We start from the raw sequence: 17,968 nt of genomic DNA on the forward strand, positions 1-17,968 counted from the left end.
GATTCAGCGCCTTTTTCATTGCATGAGAAGGAGGAAATGAGAGATGATTAAAGTATGGATAGCCGGCTCAAACGGCCAGATCGGCCGGGCGCTGAACGACATTCTGGATCCATTAGAGATCGAAGTGCTGAATACGGATCTGGATGATCTGGATATTACAAACACAGAGGAAGTTCTTAACTTCGGTATTGTGAACCGTCCGGATGTGATTATCAACTGCTGCGGTGTTACAGACACCGATCTGTGCGAAAAAGAACCGGAACATGCTTACCGGGTAAATGCACTTGGAGCAAGAAACTTAAGTATCGTCGCAAGAAAGAATGGCGCAAAGATCGTCCAGCTTTCAACAGATGATGTATTTGACGGACAGAGCAAGAAACCGTATACAGAATTTGATGATACGAATCCACTGACTGTTTATGGAGCATCCAAAAGAGCTGGTGAGAATTATGTGAAAGAATTCACACACAAGCATTTCATTATCCGCAGTAACTGGGTTTACGGAAAAGGTGGAAATAACTTTGTTAACCGTGTGCTCGAAGTGGCAGAACAGGGAAAAACACTTTCTGTAGCAGGAGATCAGTTTGGTTCCCCGACAAGTGCCAAAGATCTCGCAAGAATGATCCTGTATCTGATCAGTACGAATGAATATGGTACTTATCATGTAACTTGCAGTGGAGTCTGCAATCGTTACGAATTTGCTCAGGAGATCTTGAGATTGTCAGGGAAAAACGTTGAATTAAAGGCAGTTCCGACAGAACAGTCAGACCTTTCTTCTGTCAGACCACCGTATGCGGTATTGGACAACTTCATTCTCCGTATTATTGATATGTATGATATGCCGGATTGGAAAGAGTCATTAGAAGAGTATATGAAAGAAAGAACGGAGAATTAGAATGAAAAATAAGAATGTAAAAGATGAAAAGAAAGAGAAGAAAATTGGTCTGACGACCAAGATTTTCATTGCTCTGCTTTTAGGTGCTGTTTTTGGAATTGTACTTTGTTATCTGATTCCAGACAGCAAGGTAAAAAATGATATTATTGTAGAAGGAATCCTCTATGTGATCGGACAGGGATTCATCCGTCTGATGAAGATGCTTGTTGTACCGCTTGTATTTTGTTCCCTTGTGTGCGGAAGTATGGCAATCGGAGATACGAAGAAGCTCGGAACAGTAGGTGTCAGAACATTGGTATTCTACCTCGCAACAACAGCTCTTGCTGTAACAGTTGCTTTATCAGTTGGTAATCTGATCAATCCGGGTATCGGACTTGATATGAGTGCAATCAAGACAAGTGCGTCCACAGTTGAGACAATGGAAGCAACTTCCCTGACAGATACAATCCTAAATATCATTCCGGATAACCCGATCAATTCCCTGGCAAGTGGAACAATGCTTCAGGTTATCGTATTTGCGCTGATCATTGGTGTTATCCTTGCGAAGATGGGTGAACGTGCAGAGACAGTTGCGAACTTCTTCAGCCAGTTCAATGACATTATGATGGAAATGACAATGATGATCATGAGCCTTGCACCAATCGGTGTATTCTGCCTGATCAGCCGTACTTTTGCTACAATCGGATTCAGTGCATTTGTTCCGTTGGCAAAATACATGATCGCAGTACTTTTGGCACTTGCGATCCAGTGTCTGGGAGTATATCAGATTCTGTTAAAGATTTTCACAGGACTGAACCCGATCCGCTTCATCAAGAAATTCTTCCCGGTTATGGCATTTGCATTCTCTACAGCGACATCAAATGCGACAATCCCGCTTTCTATTGAAACACTTTCTAAGAAAGTCGGAGTTTCCAAGAAGATTTCTTCCTTTACGATTCCGCTTGGAGCAACAATCAACATGGATGGTACTTCCATCATGCAGGGTGTTGCAGTTGTGTTCGCAGCACAGGCGTTTGGAATCCATCTGAGCATGGCAGACTATATTACAGTTATCGGAACAGCAACACTGGCATCTGTCGGAACAGCCGGAGTACCAAGTGTTGGTCTGGTTACACTGACAATGGTATTTAACTCTGTCGGACTTCCGGTTGAGGCAATCGGTCTGATCATGGGTATTGACCGTATCCTTGATATGACAAGAACAGCTGTTAATATCACAGGTGATGCCGTATGTACAACAATCGTTGCACATCAGAATAAAGCTTTGGATAAGAAAGTCTTTTATGAGACGGAGTAAAAGTGAATAGATAGTACATGTATTGTCTATGGTGTAGAATGATATAAGTGAAACCCCTGGTTTACGTCTGGAAGGATGTGAAACAGGGGTTTTATGATACGATTGATTAGTGCATAAGAAGCGATGGAATGGTATAATTCTATTATTGATAGATTCTAATAGCAGGAGGTTTATACAATGGAACGAGTAGTAAATTTTTTAAAAGAAGCAGAGACATATTATTTGGCAACAGTGGAAGGAGACCAGCCAAGAGTTAGACCTTTTGGAACAGCGCATGTTTTTGAAGGAAAACTGTATATTCAGACCGGAAAGGTGAAGGATGTTTCAAAACAGATTCACGCAAACCCAAAGGTAGAAATCTGTGCATTAAAAAATGGCGAGTGGCTTCGTGTAGCCGGAGAACTTGTAGAAGATGACAGAAGAGAAGCAAGACAGTCTATGCTTGATGCTTATCCATCTTTACAGAATATGTACTCAGCAGATGATGGAAATACAGAAGTATTCTATTTAAAAAATGTGACAGCTACATTTTCATCATTTACACATGAATCGGAAGTAGTGAAGTTTTAAGGACAACATAAAATGGAGAAAAGTAAGAAGAAAAAAATATATAAAAAGATAGATGCGGTCAGTTTTTATAAGAGTATTGTTGATCAGGACAGGGCATCCGTTGTTATATGCAATCTTAAACATGAGATTATTTACATGAATCCGGCAGCAGTTATCAGCTATGCGAAGCGAGGCGGTGATAAACTTATTGGAAGAAGTCTGTTAGATTGTCATAATCCGGAATCAAGGGATAGAATACAGCAGGTAGTGGACTGGTTTGCAGTAGATGAAAGCCATAATATCGTTTATACTTTTCACAATGAGAAACAGAATAAAGATGTTTATATGGTGGCACTCAGAGATGAGGGAAAGTTGATAGGATATTATGAGAAACATGAATATCGAAATGCAGAAACTATGAAACAATACGATTTGTGGTGATGGAGCAGGCAGAAAGGAAAATAAATGAGAAAAGCAATCGTATATGCATCTGTACATCATGGAAATACAGAAAAATTAGTAAAAAACATAGCAGAAGAGTGCCAAGTTGATTTGATTGATGCTGTAAAACAACCAGATGCAGATCTGAGTAGTTATGATATGATTGGGTTTGCATCAGGAATCTATTTTTCAAAATTTCATCAGTCGATATTGGAATTTGCAGAGAAGAATCTACCGGACGATAAAAAGGTATTTCTGATCTGTACTTATGGTGGAAGTGCGAATTACAAATCCATAGAGCAGATTTTGGACAAGAAGCGTTCTAAAGTGATAGGAAAATTCGGATGCAAGGGCTATGACACATTTGGTCCATTTAAACTGGTGGGTGGTATTGCCAAAGGGCATCCAAATGAAGAAGATATAAAAAACGCAGTGGAGTTTGTAAAAGTATTATGAAGATGCGTATTATTGGGAGAGCCTTATGTTCATCAGATAAGGGGAGCAGATAATCTTATCGGTCCGCCATTTGAGATTCTTTCAGACAAAGCAGTTAAGTATTATGAAAAACTGAAGGATAAGGGCGAGAATGTGTATATAGATTCTCTTACCTATGAGCAGTTTATGGTGCTTGGTGATGCGGAATTAAGCAGAAGATTCTCCATGCAGGATGAAGCAGAGCAGAAAGCAAGGATAGACAGGGAGCAGGCAAATGAGCTTGAGTATGTTGATGAATCACAGAAGTCAGATGCTGCAGAAAGTGCTAACGCTTCTAGTGAGGATGAGTTCATATCGGAAGAAGCATTAAATGATATAGCATAGGCATAGGAAATGTGGTATACTGTGCCTATGTAAAAAAGAATGTGTTTTACAAATCGGAAGTTGGAGGATACACGCATGAAAATTGTAATCATTAATGGAAGTGCCAGAAAAGGAAACACGCTGACAGCAATCAATGCATTTATAAAAGGAGCATCAGAAAAGAATGAAATTGAAATCATTGAACCTGACAAACTCAACATTGCACCATGCAAGGGATGTGATGTCTGTCAATGCTCTAAGGGATGCGTCGATAAGGATGATACAAATCCTACAATTGATAAAATTGTTGCCGCAGATATGATTCTTTTTGCTACACCAGTTTATTGGTGGGGAATGTCAGCACAATTGAAACTTATCATTGATAAGTGCTACTGCCGTGGATTGCAGTTAAAAAATAAAAAAGTTGGCACGATTGTTGTAGGCGGTTCTCCCGTAGACAGTATCCAGTATGAGTTGATTGATAAGCAGTTTGACTGTATGGCAAAATATCTTTCATGGGATATGCTTTTCAAAAAATCATATTACGCAACAGCCAGAGATGAACTTGAAAAAAACAAGGATTCCATGAACGAACTTGAGGGGATCGGAAAAAATTTATAAAGCACGTTCCAAATTCAAGTTTGTCTGACTCACAACAATTTAATAGCAAACAAATACAAGCACTTTAGCCAATATGGTTAAGGTGCTTTTTTTCTGCTTGCACCTTGAAAGGAGGCAGTTGAAGCATACCACATCGGGGAAAGCCCGATTTAATCATTACAACAGGCATTGCCTGATCATAATATAGATCAATCGTAACCATTCAGTACAGAAATATGCGGTACCGCATATTTCGTAAGAAAATGTATATTATGTAGGAGCAAGTGCCCATCAGCTAAGCTGATTCTAATGCGCTTGCGGCTCGCAACTGTGAAGGTACTGAACAGTTACGAGTAACTTTTAACAGCCAGTTAGGGATTTATGATATTGTGGATTTTAGAACTTGTTTCTTATCTTTCGGTACTCTCTTGGGGAATATCCTTTCAGCTTGTGGAAAAGCCGGCTGAAATAAAGCTGATTATCATACCCGACGATTTTAGAAATTTCATTGATGGAATAGGTTGTTGTTTCAAGTAACATCTGGGCATTGTTAATTCGGATTCCCACAATAAACTGCATTGGTGTAGAACCTGTGTATTTTTTGAAGTTTCGGATAAACCAGCTGACACTCATTCCACGTGAGGCAGCATAATCATCTATGCTAATATTCTGGTTATAATTTTCACTGAAAAAGGTAACTGCGTTATCCATCTCGTGATCCAGGTATTCATTTTTCGAGATATGTTCCCTGGTCAGTTCCCGATGAAAGATGATAAGAAGATGACGGAGCAGAAGGACAAGCATTTCCTCATAATTATCTTGGCAACGCTGAAGCTCGATGATAATACGCTTGAAAATCTGTTCGTATTCCATAGAGGTTCCGACCTGAAATACACGCTCTTTATCCGGGAATCCATATTGCCGTAGGATATTTTTTACATTGTTGCCTGTAAAATGAATCCAGTATACTTCTGTCTTATCTTTTCCATAATATTCATATTTCTGAAGTTCTTTCGGTCTGTACAGTACAATATTACCGGCGGGGACAATCGTTTCGTTATCCATATTGTCAAAATGAAAATGCCCACAACCAGCAGTGATATAGATAATCTGATAATCCAGGCGTCCCCTTGGACGGTAGGTTGGTAACTTTGGATGGCTGGAAAGGCGGTAAGTACCGCAACTTCCTACAACCAGTGGGCGACTTTTGTCTTTGAAATCCATATGGGAGTGGTTTAAATAACCGGTATTCATATACATATGGTAGCACCTCTTTTCCTTTTTTTTGATATTGTATCATTTAGTGCATATTTTGTCTAATCCAATTCATAGACATGTTTTGCAGATTAGGATAAGATATATATAGCAAAACAGAGAAGCGTAAACATAAAAGTAAAAGACAAGGTTTGCTGTGGAAAAACAAAGTGCAAAAAAATGTATATGTATTAAAGGAGAGTTATTTATGATTGTACCACGTTATTATGAGGATTTAAGCGTACTGCATGAAAATACAATGCCAGCCAGAGCCTATTTTATTCCGGCATCCAAAAGAATGGATAACCTGGTGGAGCACAGGGAAGAGTCAGACCGAATGCAGTTATTGAACGGAACTTGGAAGTTCCAGTATTTTAACAGTATCTATGATGTTCAGGAACCCTTCTTTGAGAAAGATTATGATACAGAAAATTTTGATGAGATTCAGGTTCCGAGTGTATGGCAGATGGCAGGATATGACACACATCAGTATACAAATATCAGGTATCCGTTCCCATTTGATCCACCGTATGTACCACAGGATATTCCATGTGGAACATATGCACATACCTTTGTTTATCACAAAGATGAAAATGCACCAAAAGCTTTCTTGAATTTTGAAGGGGTAGACAGTTGCTTTTATGTATGGATCAATGGCTCTTATGTAGGGTATAGCCAGGTTTCTCATATGACCAGTGAGTTTGATATCACCGACCTCCTTCAGGACGGAGAAAACAGCATAGCGGTTCTGGTCATGAAGTGGTGTGATGGTTCCTATTTGGAAGATCAGGACAAATTCCGTATGAGTGGTATTTTCCGGGATGTGTACATTTTGAAACGCCCAAAACAGGCAATCAGTGATTATCATATTAAAACAAGAATTGAGGATATGCTTGCGAAAGTAGAAATTGAAATGAAATTCTACTCTCCGTTAAATGTAAAAATTTCGATTGAAGATAGAAACGGAGCAGTTGTAGCACTAGGAAGTATTGCTGAAGAAGGAACAGCTGTATTAGAAATCGCAAGTCCGGAACTTTGGAATACAGAAAATCCATATCTATATAAACTGATTCTTGAAACAGAGAATGAAGTAATTGTAGATCACATTGCATTAAGAAAGATAGAGATTAAAGACCAGGTTATTTATTTAAATGGACAGAAGATTAAATTCCGTGGTGTCAATCGACATGATTCTGATCCGGTTACTGGATTTACAATCAATTCGGAACAGATTACAACCGATCTTACGTTAATGAAGCAGCATAATTTTAATGCGATCCGTTCCAGCCACTATCCGAACGCACCATTTTTCTATGAAATGTGTGACAAGTATGGATTCATGGTAATAGATGAAGCAGATATTGAAGCTCATGGTCCATTTATGATCTACAGAAAAGAAGACACCGATTACAATCGGTTCAAACGATGGAATGAGAAGATTGCAGATGATCCGGTATGGGAAGAGGCAATCGTTGATCGAGTAAAACTCATGGTGGAACGTGACAAAAACCGTTTCTGTATTGTTATGTGGTCAATGGGAAATGAGAGTGCTTATGGTTGCAACTTTGAAAAAGCACTGGAATGGACAAAGAATTTTGATCCAGACCGTATCACACAATATGAGAGTGCAAGATATCGTAATTATGATGAAACATATGATTACAGCAATCTGGATGTGTACAGCCGGATGTACCCAGCGCTTTCCGAAATTCAGGAATATCTGGATAAAGATGGAAGCAAACCCTTCCTTTTGGTAGAGTACTGTCATAGCATGGGAAACGGACCTGGAGATTTTGAAGATTACTTCCAGATGATTCAGGATAATGATAAAATGTGCGGCGGCTTTGTCTGGGAATGGTGTGACCATGCGATTGCTCATGGAACTGCTGAGAATGGAAAGACTATATATGCTTATGGGGGCGACCATGGCGAAGAAATTCATGATGGCAACTTCTGTATGGATGGATTAGTATATCCGGACAGAACGGTACATACAGGACTTTTGGAATACAAGAATGTTTATCGCCCGGCAAGAGTTATTTCCTATAACAAAGAAAGCGGAGAACTGGTGCTTCATAACTACATGGATTTTGATGACTTGAAAGATTATGTGAAGATTAGTTATGAGCTGACACAGGATGGTCTTGTGATCAGCAAAGGCATACTTCCGGAGTTTTCTGTGGCACCACACGGGGAAGGAAAAACAAACCTAAAGATCAATGTTCCAGAGAATGGGAAATGTTATTTAAAACTTATTTACCATCTGAAAAAAGAATTGCCACTGTTGGATGAAGACCATATTCTTGGATTTGATGAAATTGAGGTAAGTAAAGAGGATACAAAATGTAAACTTGCAGAGAAATGGATACCAAAAACAGTAGTGGACTCTGAATTACAGGTAAATGAAAATGATACACAGATTCATATCAAGGGGCGTGAATTTGCTTATACCATAGACAAACGTACTGCACTCTTTACAGAGATGAAATTCGCAGGGCGGGAATACTTGAACCATCCGATGGAATTAAATATTTGGAGAGCTCCAACAGATAACGATATGTACATCAAGTCTGAATGGAAGAAAGCCCACTATGATAAGGCTTACACAAGAGCCTATACGACAGAGGTTGTGCAGGGAAAACATGGTGTGAAGATTACAAGCCATGCTTCCGTTGTGGCAGAGACAGTACAGAAGATACTTGATGTGACGATTACATGGAAAATAGAAGCTGCTGGAAAGATTGATGCAGATATTGCAGTAACAAAAGACGATGAATTCCCGGATCTTCCGAGATTTGGTGTGAGGATGTTCCTGGATAAAAAACTTTCAGCTGTAAGATACTTTGGAATGGGACCACAGGAAAGCTATTGTGACAAACATCAGGCTGCGAGCCACGGTTTGTATCAGGCAAATGTAGATGATTTGCATGAGGATTATATTCGCCCACAGGAAAATGGAAGCCATTATGATTGTGAATATGTAGAGCTTAACAACAGCCGATATGGAATTGTGGCCTCTGCGGAAAATGCCTTCTCATTCAATGCTTCTTATTATACGCAGGAAGAACTTGAGGAGAAAACGCATAATTATGAACTGACAGAATCAGATAGTGTAGTATTTTGTGTTGACTATGCACTAAATGGCATTGGTTCTAACAGTTGTGGTCCAGTTGTATTGGAGCAGTACCGATTTGATGATGTATTATTCCGGTTCCAGTTTACACTGATACCGTATATAAAGGGATAATAAAGTTTCATGTAACCCGTAAACAAGGAAAGAGAGTCTGATTGTTATGTAAAGTCCGGATATACAGAGCAATCAGACAAAAACAGAGAAAAAACTAGAATTAGACATCATACTCTGTTAGACATCTTGAAATTCTAAGTGCGATGAAGATGAGGAGCAAAGAAATTCGATGGAAGAAAAAAAGTATTTGAAATGGTATAACAAAATTGGATATGGATCAGGTGATATTGCAGGTAATGTAGTCTATGCGTTCCTGACATCTTTTATGATGGTCTATCTGACGGACTCGGTAGGACTTGCTGCAGGTGTCGTAGGTACCCTGATTGCCGTATCAAAACTATTTGATGGTTTTACGGATATATTTTTTGGATCAATGATTGACAAAACACACAGTAAAATGGGAAAAGCGAAACCCTGGATGCTATATGGATATATTGGTTGTGCCATTACGCTGGTCTGCTGTTTTGCAGTACCAGTCAGCTTGGGAACAACGGCTAAATATGCGTGGTTCTTTATCTCTTACACACTGTTAAATGGTGTGTTTTATACAGCAAACAATATTGCTTATTCAGCACTTACGTCATTGATTACAAAGAACAGCAAAGAGCGTGTGCAGATGGGATCTTACCGTTTTATTTTTGCGTTTTCAACAAGTCTTCTGATTCAGGCAATTACAGTTGGATTTGTAGATAAATGTGGTGGAGATGCTGCAGCATGGAGAACGGTTGCTATTATCTATGCAATCATTGGTCTTGTCGTAAATACGATTTCAGCACTTTCTGTTAAGGAACTTCCTGAGGAAGAACTTAACGAAGGAGAAGTAAAGGATGATAATGAAAAGTACGGAATGGTACAGGCATTCAAGCTTCTTGTTAAAAACAAATATTACATGATGATTTGTGGAACATATATTTTACAGCAGTTATATGGTGCCATGATTGGAGCCGGCATTTATTACATGACATGGGTACTGAAAAATAAGAATTTGTTTGGACAATTTGCATGGGCAGTAAATATTCCACTGATCATTGCCCTGATTTTCACACCGACATTAGTTGGTAAGTGGAAAGGTATGTATAAACTGAACTTAAGAGGTTATGTCTTAGCAGTCATCGGTAGAGCACTTGTTGTTGTTGCAGGATATATGGGCAGTGTTCCGCTGATGATGGCGTTTACAGCTCTTGCAGCCTTAGGTCAGGGACCATGGCAGGGAGATATGAATGCAGTTATCGCATCCTGCTCTGAGTACACTTATCTTACACAGGGAAAGAGAATTGACGGAACGATGTACTCTTGTACTTCTCTTGGCGTAAAAATTGGTGGAGGTATTGGAACCGCTGTTGTTGGATGGCTGCTTGAGTTCAGCGGATATATCGGAACAAATGCAACTCAGCCGCAGTCTGCACTTGATATGATGCAGTTTATGTATCTTTGGCTTCCGTTAATCTTTGATGTATTGATTATGTTTGTACTTTCAAGAATGAATGTAGAAGATGCAAATAAAAAACTGAAAGCAGAAAAAGGAATTGTTACAGATGAAGTAACAGATGCATCAGACATAAATTAGAATTAACAGGAGAAAGCATTGTCTAGTCATTGCTCGATGAGACAGTGCTTTTTTCTATATATAGACAAACGTTGCAAAGGGGAGTATTTCATGCAGTTAAAATATGTTGACACAAAAGAGGAGATCATAGCAATAAATAGGAAGTCAAAACATATTGAACCACATCTTCATAATGCACTGGAGATCGTTTGTGTAACAAGTGGAGCATTAGAACTTGGTGTCGGACAGGAACTATACCATATGGAAAAAGGAGATATAGGCTTTGTATTTCCAGATGTTATTCATCACTATCAGGTACTGACACCCGGTGTAAATAAAGCGACTTATCTGATTGCATCGCCATTTACGATAGCCAAATTTGCAGATATCATGCAATCCATGGCTCCTGAATACCCAATCATCAAAGCGGAAAAGGTTGAACCGGAGGTATATAGGGTTATAAATGCAATTTTAGAGACAGAACAGTCGGATATTACTGTTGCACAGGCATATCTTCAAATTGTGTTGGCACGCTGCATAGGAAAATTAAATTTGGTAGAAAAGAGTAATGTGGGGAGCAACGATCTCATTTACCAGACAGTTTCCTATATATCAGCAAATTTCAAGAAGAAGTTTTCTCTGGAAGAGATGGCAAAAGATCTGGGTGTGAGCAAATATGTTTTATCCAGACTCTTTTCCAAAACATTCCATAGAAACTTTAATCAATATCTTAACGATGCAAGGCTGAACTATGCATGCCAGCGTTTGGAAAATACGAGTGATTCTATTACAAAAATTTGTCTAGATAGTGGATTTGAAAGTCAGAGAACATTTAACCGAGTATTTAAAGAAAGATATAAAATATCACCGAGTGACTACCGGAGTACATGTCTGAAAGATATGACTGTAACAAGCTTAGCAAGTTAACAATTACATAAAAAGAGAAAATAGGTTGCTTTTTTTATCGTCAAAAGATATGATGTTAAAAGTAGCATTTACAATTTTGTAATATAAATGCATAAGTACAAAATACAAGGAGAAATCCATGAGAAAACTAGCATTAGATGATGATATTTTATTAGAAATCGAGAAACCTGCCCGTTACATCGGCGGAGAGGTGAATGCGGTGATGAAGAACGTGGAAGACATCGACGTGCGATTCGCGATGTGTTTCCCGGATGTCTATGAGATCGGTATGTCTCATTTGGGGATTCAGATTCTTTATGATATGTTTAACCGCAGAGAGGATGTGTGGTGTGAGAGAGTTTACTCTCCATGGCATGATCTGGATAAAGTGATGAGAGAACAGAAGATTCCGCTTTTTGCACTGGAGTCCCAGGATCCGATCAAGGACTTTGATTTCCTCGGAATCACAATTCAGTTTGAGATGTGTTATACGAACATTCTGCAGATCCTTGATCTGAGTCAGATTCCACTGCATGCAAAGGACAGAACTTTAGATGATCCATTTGTGATTGGCGGTGGCCCGTGCACATACAATCCGGAGCCGATCGCAGAGTTCTTTGATATCTTTTATATCGGAGAAGGTGAGACGGCTTATGATGAGCTGCTTGACGCTTATAAGGAATGGAAAGGTTCAGGAAAGAGCCGCCGGGAGTTCTTAGAACGTGCAGCGCAGATCGAGGGTCTGTATGTTCCGATTTTTTATGATGCAGAATATAATGAAGACGGTACTTTGAAATCATTTACACCGAATAATGAATATGCATCGGCTGTAGTTAAGAAGCAGATTGTTATGGATGTAACAGATGCACCGTATCCGATGAAACCGGTTGTTCCTTTTATCAAAGTAACGCAGGACAGAGTTGTTCTTGAGATCCAGAGAGGATGTATCCGTGGGTGTCGTTTCTGCCAGGCAGGAATGCTTTACCGTCCGGTCAGAGAAAGAAATGTTGAGCGATTGAAACAGTATGCGCATGATATGCTGCAGAATACCGGTCATGAGGAGATTTCTCTTAGTTCATTAAGTTCCAGTGATTATTCTGAATTGAAAGAACTGGTAACATATCTGATCGATGAGTTTAAGAATAAGGGAATTAATATTTCTCTTCCGTCTCTTCGAATCGATGCCTTCTCTCTTGATGTAATGAGTAAGGTTCAGGATATCCGCAAGAGTAGTCTGACATTTGCACCGGAGGCCGGATCACAGAGAATGCGTGACGTGATCAATAAAGGTCTGACAGAAGAAGTGATCTTAAATGGAGCCGGAGAAGCTTTCGAAGGTGGATGGACAAAGGTAAAACTTTACTTTATGCTTGGACTTCCTACAGAGACTGAGGAGGATATGAAAGAGATTGCTCACCTTGCGGAAAAGGTTGCCCGCAGATATTATGAGATTCCAAAAGATCAGAGACATGGAAAATGTCAGATCACGGCAAGTTCTTCTTTCTTTGTACCGAAGCCGTTCACACCGTTCCAGTGGGCTCCGATGTGTAAAGCAGAAGAATATATGAGACGTGCACATCTTGTAAATGATGAATTTAAAGAACAGTTAAACCGTAAGAGTCTGAAATATAACTGGCATGATGCGGAAGTTACGGTTCTGGAAGGTATTATGGCCAGAGGTGACCGTAAGATCAGCAAGGCGATCGAGGAGGCATATCGTCTGGGATGTTTGTTCGATTCCTGGACAGAGAGTTTCCACAATGAACTTTGGATGCAGGCATTTGAGAACACGGGTGTTGATATTGATTTTTACAATCTGCGTGAGCGTGGAGAAGATGAATTGTTCCCGTGGGATTTCATCGATATTGGTGTGACAAGAAAGTTCCTGCGCAGAGAATGGGATCGTGCGATGGAAGAAAAAGTAACTCCGAACTGCCGTATGCAGTGTTCCGGATGTGGTGCAGCGAAATTTGGAGGAGGTGTCTGTTATGAAGGCAAGAATTAAATTTAGAAAATATGGTTCTCTCCGATTCATCGGACATCTTGACGTGATGCGTTTCTTCCAGAAAGTGATGCGTCGCGCGGATATTCCGATTGCATTTTCAGGAGGATATAGTCCACATATGATCATGTCATTTGCTAACCCGCTTGGAATCGGACTGACAAGTGACGGAGAATATTTTGATATTGAATTAACAGAAGCAGTCAACAGTGCAGATGCAGTCAGAAGGATGAACGAAGCCTGTCAGATTGAGGGGATCGAGATCGTAAGCATCCGTAGAATTGCTGAGGAGAAGAAGATGACCGGAATGACAATCCTTGCAGGAGCAGATTATCTGACATCTGTGAGAAAGGGAGCATTTCCGGAGGGCTGGAAAGAACGATTTTCAGAATTTATGGAACAGCCGGAGATCCGGATCGTAAAGCAGACGAAACGAAGCGAGAAGGAAGTTGACATTAAACCATTGATCTATGCATGGGAACTGCGAGGCGATTCTGTTTACCTGAAAGTGGCAGCAGGAAGTGTAGAGAATCTGAAACCGGATCTTGTGATGGAAGCATTTTGTCAGTTCCTTGGAATTGAACCGGACAGCGTGAAATTCCAGCATCACAGACTGGAAATGTATACAGATCGCAGTGAAGATGGATCCCTGATTCCATTAGAGGAAATGGGTGTTGATATGACAGGCGATGAGGAATGAGAAGAAACAGATGAAACGAAAAGTTTTGATAGAGAAAAAAGAAAATCATGTGTGGACCTTTTTTCTGGAAGAGGATCAGATTGCTGAAATTCACTGTGCAAAGTCCGACGAACAGGAAAAGGTGCATCAGATTGGCGATATATATGTCGCCAAAGTACAGAATATCGTACAGAATATAGGGGCAGCTTTTCTTGAGATCGAACCTGGCGTTAATTGTTATTTTGATTTAAGAGATGCACAGAATGCATTTTTTACGCATAAGATTGGGAAGAAGCCACTTTGCATCGGTGATGAACTGGTAGTTCAGATCAGCAGGGAAGCTGTAAAGACAAAGGTTCCGACAGTGACCGGTAATATCAGTCTGACAGGCAGATATGCCGTTTTGACGCATGGTAATACAAGAATAGGTGTATCTTCTAAAATTGCAAAAAAAGACAGGGAAGCCTATAAGGAGCGCCTTCAGGAATATCAGAATGACCAGTATGGTCTTATAATCAGAACAAATGCAAAAGATGCTGCATTCGAAGATGTCCTTACAGAGATTGAACAGCTGAAAGCGGAATATGAACATCTTTTAAAATATGCGGCTTCCAGAGTGTGTTTCTCATGCCTGAAATCTGCTCCACCGTCCTATATTACAGATCTGAAAAATGTCTATATGGATGGCATGGAAGAAATTCTTGTGAATGATGCAGAAATATATGAAAAGATTTGCGGCTATTTCAAGAAAGAAATGCCGGAGAATCTGGAACTGGTTCATTTCCATGATGACAGTGGTTATCCACTTGGAAAGATTTATAGTACAGAAACAGCGGTTGAACATGCCTTAGCAGAAAGAGTCTGGCTGAAACATGGAGGATATCTGGTGATCCAGGTAACAGAGGCGCTTACCGTGATAGACGTAAATTCCGGGAAAAACGTCCGTAAAAAGGGTGATGATGAGTCTACATTGAAGATGAATCTGGAGGCGGCGAAGGAAACAGCCAGACAGATACGTCTTCGTAATCTGTCTGGAATCATTCTGATTGATTTTATAAATCAGGATGAGGAAAAGAATGAGGAAACTTTATTAAAAGAATTCCGATATTTTCTTGCGAAAGATCCAATCCAGACAACATTAGTTGATATTACAGCACTTGGACTTGCTGAGGTGACGAGAAAGAAAGTGCGTAAGCCGCTGCATGAAGCAGTAAGAGAGATAGAATAGTAGATGCATTTGCAGGCAGAGACAACAGAGGAGATGCTAATATAATGAGTAAGAAAGAACTGAAAACAAATGCAATGAGAATCTTGGACAGGAACAAGATACCATATGAATATGAAACCTATGAATGTGATGAATTTGTCGATGGAATCACAACAGCAGATAAAATCGGTCTTCCGCACGAACAGGTATATAAGACGCTTGTGACGGTTGGAAAAACAGGCGGGCATTATGTGTTTGTTATTCCGATTGCGGCGGAGCTTGATCTGAAAAAGGCTGCGAAGTCAGTCGGGGAAAAATCAGTAGAAATGCTCCATGTGAAGGATATTACTGCGGTGACCGGTTATGTGCGTGGTGGCTGTACGGCAATCGGAATGAAGAAGCAATTTCCGACTGTGATCGATTCCAGTGCACAGCATCAGGAATACATTTATGTAAGTGGCGGGAAGATTGGAATGCAGATCAAATTGAAACCGGATGATCTGAAAAAGGCTGCACGGGCGGAATATGGAGAGATCACGTTTTAATTGATTATTATTAATGTTTATAAGAAATTCCTATAAGTTTTCTTATTTAAAAGTTTACAAGAACTGTGGAACACTGTATAATAATGAACCGATAATGCAGAAAGCAGTATTGTTACTGTTCACGGGAAACTCGAAACAGCAACGCAGAATTACATTGGAGGAATAGCAAGAATGAAGAAAGTAGTAAAGTTCGGCGGAAGTTCTCTTGCGAGCGCAGAACAGTTTAAAAAAGTTGGAAATATTATCCGTGCAGAAGAATCCAGAAGATATGTTGTACCATCTGCTCCGGGAAAGCGTTTTTCAGCTGATACAAAGGTAACAGATATGCTCTATGGCTGCTATGCGGCTGCTGAGAATGGTGAAGATTTCACAGAGAAGCTTGCAGCAATTAAAGATAGATATCAGGAAATTATTGATGGACTTGGTTTAAAGTTCTCCCTGGATGAGGATTTTGAAGTGATCCGCAAGAACTTTTCTGAAAAAGCAGGAAGCAATTATGCAGCATCCAGAGGAGAATTCCTGAATGGTAAGATTATGGCTGCATATCTTGGATTTGAATTCATTGATGCAGCAGAGGTTGTTCGTTTTGATGAGAATGGAGATTTCCAGTCCGAGATCACAAATGAAATTATGTCTGCACGACTTGAAAAGGCTAAGAATGCTGTTATCCCGGGATTCTACGGAGCAACAGAGGAAGGACGTGTAGTTACATTTTCAAGAGGTGGTTCTGATATCACAGGTTCTCTTGTAGCTCGTGCAGTCAATGCAGATCTTTATGAGAACTGGACGGATGTATCAGGATTCCTGATTGCAGATCCAAGAATTGTAAAAGGATCAAAATCAATTGAGACAATTACATATAAAGAGCTTCGTGAGCTTTCTTATATGGGCGCAAGTGTCCTTCATGAAGATGCGATCTTCCCGGTAAGAAGAGCAGGAATCCCGATCAATATCCGTAATACAAATGCACCGGCAGACAAAGGAACACTTATCGTAGAAGCAACATGCTATCAGCCGAAGTACACAATTACAGGAATCGCCGGAACAGATGGATTCGCTGCGATCACAATTGAAAAAGCGATGATGAACTCAGAAGTTGGTTTCTGTCGTAAAGTACTTCAGGTATTTGAAGACAATGGTGTTTCTATTGAGCACATGCCATCTGGAATCGATACAATGACAATCTTTGTCCACAAAGATAAGTTTGAAGAGAAAGAACAGCAGATTCTTGCAGGAATTCACAAAGCGGTAGATCCGGATCACATTGAGCTTGAGTCTGATCTTGCACTGATCGCGATCGTAGGTCGTGGAATGAAGTCTACAAGAGGAACAGCAGGAAGAATCTTCTCTGCACTTGCTCACGCACACATTAATGTCAAGATGATCGACCAGGGATCCAGTGAGCTTAATATCATCGTTGGTGTACGTCATGATGATTTTAAAAATGCGATCAAAGCATTGTATGAGATTTTCGTACTGACACAGATTTAAAACCAAGAAAGGCTGAAAAGAGATGAATATCTTATTTTTTCTGAAACCGAAGAGCGAGGTTGCTTTTATTTATGATTACAGCACATTACGTCAGGTTTTGGAAACAATGGAATTTCATAAATATGCATCCATTCCAATGCTGAATAAGGCAGGGGAATATGTCGGAACAATGACAGAAGGAGATATCCTTTGGGGAATCAAGAAGTATACGAATCTGAACCTGAAAGAGGCAGAGACAATTTTTATCCAGGACTTCCCACGAAAAGCAGATTATGAGGCTGTATCGGCAGATGCTGACATGGAGGATCTTCTTCAGAAAGCGATGAATCAGAATTTTGTTCCGGTTGTGGATGACCAGAAGAAATTCATTGGAATCATAACAAGAAAAAGTATTATTGAATACTGTTATGAAAAAATAAAAAAATTAGATGAACCCTATTGACAAATCTAAATTTGCAAGTTAATATATATGAGTATGCCGCACAACGAGGTATTTAAGTTCTGATTTCAG

Annotated in this window: 16 protein-coding genes and 1 pseudogene; 16 read left to right on the plus strand and 1 reads right to left on the minus strand. The window is 39.8% G+C overall.

Going from position 1 to position 17,968, the window contains the following annotated elements:
* Positions 1 to 43: 43 nt before the first annotated feature.
* The 7 genes and pseudogenes from rfbD to LI162_RS07540 all read left to right on the plus strand — a co-directional run bounded on the left by rfbD (position 44) and on the right by LI162_RS07540 (position 4,601).
* Positions 44 to 895: a dTDP-4-dehydrorhamnose reductase gene (rfbD, locus tag LI162_RS07510; protein ID WP_015529178.1), complete on the plus strand. Its 852-nt coding sequence runs from the start codon at positions 44 to 46 to the stop codon at positions 893 to 895.
* Position 896: 1 nt separating this feature from the next.
* Positions 897 to 2,192 carry a dicarboxylate/amino acid:cation symporter gene (locus tag LI162_RS07515; protein ID WP_015529179.1) on the plus strand — a complete coding sequence of 432 codons (1,296 nt, stop codon included), beginning with the start codon at positions 897 to 899 and terminating at the stop codon, positions 2,190 to 2,192.
* A 177-nt stretch (positions 2,193 to 2,369) separates the two neighbouring features.
* Positions 2,370 to 2,762 (plus strand): pyridoxamine 5'-phosphate oxidase family protein, encoded by a 393-nt coding sequence (locus LI162_RS07520; RefSeq protein WP_020436646.1) that lies wholly within the window; start codon positions 2,370 to 2,372, stop codon positions 2,760 to 2,762.
* A 12-nt stretch (positions 2,763 to 2,774) separates the two neighbouring features.
* Positions 2,775 to 3,182: a PAS domain-containing protein gene (locus LI162_RS07525; protein WP_020436647.1), complete on the plus strand. Its 408-nt coding sequence runs from the start codon at positions 2,775 to 2,777 to the stop codon at positions 3,180 to 3,182.
* Between the two features lie 24 nt (positions 3,183 to 3,206).
* Positions 3,207 to 3,638 carry a flavodoxin family protein gene (locus LI162_RS07530; RefSeq protein WP_020436648.1) on the plus strand — a complete coding sequence of 144 codons (432 nt, stop codon included), beginning with the start codon at positions 3,207 to 3,209 and terminating at the stop codon, positions 3,636 to 3,638.
* 15 nt (positions 3,639 to 3,653) lie between these two features.
* Positions 3,654 to 3,956: pseudogene (locus LI162_RS07535) on the plus strand (VirD4-like conjugal transfer protein, CD1115 family); the annotation flags it as partial.
* Between the two features lie 120 nt (positions 3,957 to 4,076).
* A complete protein-coding gene (locus LI162_RS07540) occupies positions 4,077 to 4,601 on the plus strand; it encodes a flavodoxin family protein (RefSeq protein ID WP_055163192.1) in 525 nt (174 codons plus the stop codon).
* Positions 4,602 to 4,976: 375 nt separating this feature from the next.
* On the opposite strand, the gene LI162_RS07545 is transcribed toward LI162_RS07540, so the two are convergent.
* Positions 4,977 to 5,840, minus strand: a complete 864-nt coding sequence (locus tag LI162_RS07545; protein ID WP_055145504.1) for an AraC family transcriptional regulator — start codon at positions 5,838 to 5,840, stop codon at positions 4,977 to 4,979.
* A 202-nt stretch (positions 5,841 to 6,042) separates the two neighbouring features.
* Here LI162_RS07545 and LI162_RS07550 point away from each other — a divergent pair, with 202 nt between their 5' ends.
* From LI162_RS07550 to LI162_RS07590, 9 genes are all read left to right on the plus strand, one after another.
* Positions 6,043 to 9,081 carry a glycoside hydrolase family 2 TIM barrel-domain containing protein gene (locus LI162_RS07550; RefSeq protein ID WP_195941741.1) on the plus strand — a complete coding sequence of 1,013 codons (3,039 nt, stop codon included), beginning with the start codon at positions 6,043 to 6,045 and terminating at the stop codon, positions 9,079 to 9,081.
* A 169-nt stretch (positions 9,082 to 9,250) separates the two neighbouring features.
* Positions 9,251 to 10,648, plus strand: a complete 1,398-nt coding sequence (locus LI162_RS07555) for an MFS transporter (RefSeq protein ID WP_195941740.1) — start codon at positions 9,251 to 9,253, stop codon at positions 10,646 to 10,648.
* Between the two features lie 90 nt (positions 10,649 to 10,738).
* Positions 10,739 to 11,554 (plus strand): helix-turn-helix transcriptional regulator, encoded by an 816-nt coding sequence (locus LI162_RS07560; RefSeq protein ID WP_055163226.1) that lies wholly within the window; start codon positions 10,739 to 10,741, stop codon positions 11,552 to 11,554.
* A gap of 118 nt (positions 11,555 to 11,672) precedes the next feature.
* Entirely contained in the window at positions 11,673 to 13,538 is a 1,866-nt protein-coding gene (locus tag LI162_RS07565; protein ID WP_020435988.1) for a TIGR03960 family B12-binding radical SAM protein, read from the plus strand.
* Positions 13,522 to 14,235, plus strand: coding sequence for a TIGR03936 family radical SAM-associated protein (locus LI162_RS07570; RefSeq protein WP_117497002.1), 714 nt, complete (start codon positions 13,522 to 13,524; stop codon positions 14,233 to 14,235). Before LI162_RS07565 ends, LI162_RS07570 begins: the two co-directional genes overlap by 17 nt.
* A gap of 10 nt (positions 14,236 to 14,245) precedes the next feature.
* On the plus strand, positions 14,246 to 15,442 hold the full coding sequence (locus tag LI162_RS07575) for a ribonuclease E/G (RefSeq protein ID WP_117497408.1): 1,197 nt from the start codon (positions 14,246 to 14,248) through the stop codon (positions 15,440 to 15,442).
* A gap of 44 nt (positions 15,443 to 15,486) precedes the next feature.
* Entirely contained in the window at positions 15,487 to 15,966 is a 480-nt protein-coding gene (ybaK, locus tag LI162_RS07580; RefSeq protein WP_015529191.1) for a Cys-tRNA(Pro) deacylase, read from the plus strand.
* 171 nt (positions 15,967 to 16,137) lie between these two features.
* On the plus strand, positions 16,138 to 17,457 hold the full coding sequence (locus tag LI162_RS07585; protein WP_020435991.1) for an aspartate kinase: 1,320 nt from the start codon (positions 16,138 to 16,140) through the stop codon (positions 17,455 to 17,457).
* Between the two features lie 22 nt (positions 17,458 to 17,479).
* The gene (locus LI162_RS07590) at positions 17,480 to 17,899 is read left to right on the plus strand and encodes a CBS domain-containing protein (protein ID WP_015529216.1); all 420 of its coding nucleotides are present in this window, start codon (positions 17,480 to 17,482) and stop codon (positions 17,897 to 17,899) included.
* Positions 17,900 to 17,968 lie beyond the last annotated feature (69 nt).

Origin of the sequence: Mediterraneibacter sp. 210702-DFI.3.120, from assembly GCF_020561005.1 — a bacterium.
GTDB classification, from domain to species: Bacteria; Bacillota; Clostridia; order Lachnospirales; family Lachnospiraceae; genus Mediterraneibacter; species Mediterraneibacter faecis.

What these genes read in the sequence shown, in the direction of transcription:
- rfbD (WP_015529178.1), top strand. Translation starts at nt 44, where the DNA reads ATGATTAAAGTATGGATAGCCGGCTCAAACGGCCAGATCGGCCGGGCG.
- LI162_RS07515 (WP_015529179.1), top strand. Translation starts at nt 897, where the DNA reads ATGAAAAATAAGAATGTAAAAGATGAAAAGAAAGAGAAGAAAATTGGT.
- LI162_RS07520 (WP_020436646.1), top strand. Translation starts at nt 2,370, where the DNA reads ATGGAACGAGTAGTAAATTTTTTAAAAGAAGCAGAGACATATTATTTG.
- LI162_RS07525 (WP_020436647.1), top strand. Translation starts at nt 2,775, where the DNA reads ATGGAGAAAAGTAAGAAGAAAAAAATATATAAAAAGATAGATGCGGTC.
- LI162_RS07530 (WP_020436648.1), top strand. Translation starts at nt 3,207, where the DNA reads ATGAGAAAAGCAATCGTATATGCATCTGTACATCATGGAAATACAGAA.
- LI162_RS07540 (WP_055163192.1), top strand. Translation starts at nt 4,077, where the DNA reads ATGAAAATTGTAATCATTAATGGAAGTGCCAGAAAAGGAAACACGCTG.
- LI162_RS07545 (WP_055145504.1), bottom strand. Translation starts at nt 5,840, where the DNA reads ATGTATATGAATACCGGTTATTTAAACCACTCCCATATGGATTTCAAA.
- LI162_RS07550 (WP_195941741.1), top strand. Translation starts at nt 6,043, where the DNA reads ATGATTGTACCACGTTATTATGAGGATTTAAGCGTACTGCATGAAAAT.
- LI162_RS07555 (WP_195941740.1), top strand. Translation starts at nt 9,251, where the DNA reads ATGGAAGAAAAAAAGTATTTGAAATGGTATAACAAAATTGGATATGGA.
- LI162_RS07560 (WP_055163226.1), top strand. Translation starts at nt 10,739, where the DNA reads ATGCAGTTAAAATATGTTGACACAAAAGAGGAGATCATAGCAATAAAT.
- LI162_RS07565 (WP_020435988.1), top strand. Translation starts at nt 11,673, where the DNA reads ATGAGAAAACTAGCATTAGATGATGATATTTTATTAGAAATCGAGAAA.
- LI162_RS07570 (WP_117497002.1), top strand. Translation starts at nt 13,522, where the DNA reads ATGAAGGCAAGAATTAAATTTAGAAAATATGGTTCTCTCCGATTCATC.
- LI162_RS07575 (WP_117497408.1), top strand. Translation starts at nt 14,246, where the DNA reads ATGAAACGAAAAGTTTTGATAGAGAAAAAAGAAAATCATGTGTGGACC.
- ybaK (WP_015529191.1), top strand. Translation starts at nt 15,487, where the DNA reads ATGAGTAAGAAAGAACTGAAAACAAATGCAATGAGAATCTTGGACAGG.
- LI162_RS07585 (WP_020435991.1), top strand. Translation starts at nt 16,138, where the DNA reads ATGAAGAAAGTAGTAAAGTTCGGCGGAAGTTCTCTTGCGAGCGCAGAA.
- LI162_RS07590 (WP_015529216.1), top strand. Translation starts at nt 17,480, where the DNA reads ATGAATATCTTATTTTTTCTGAAACCGAAGAGCGAGGTTGCTTTTATT.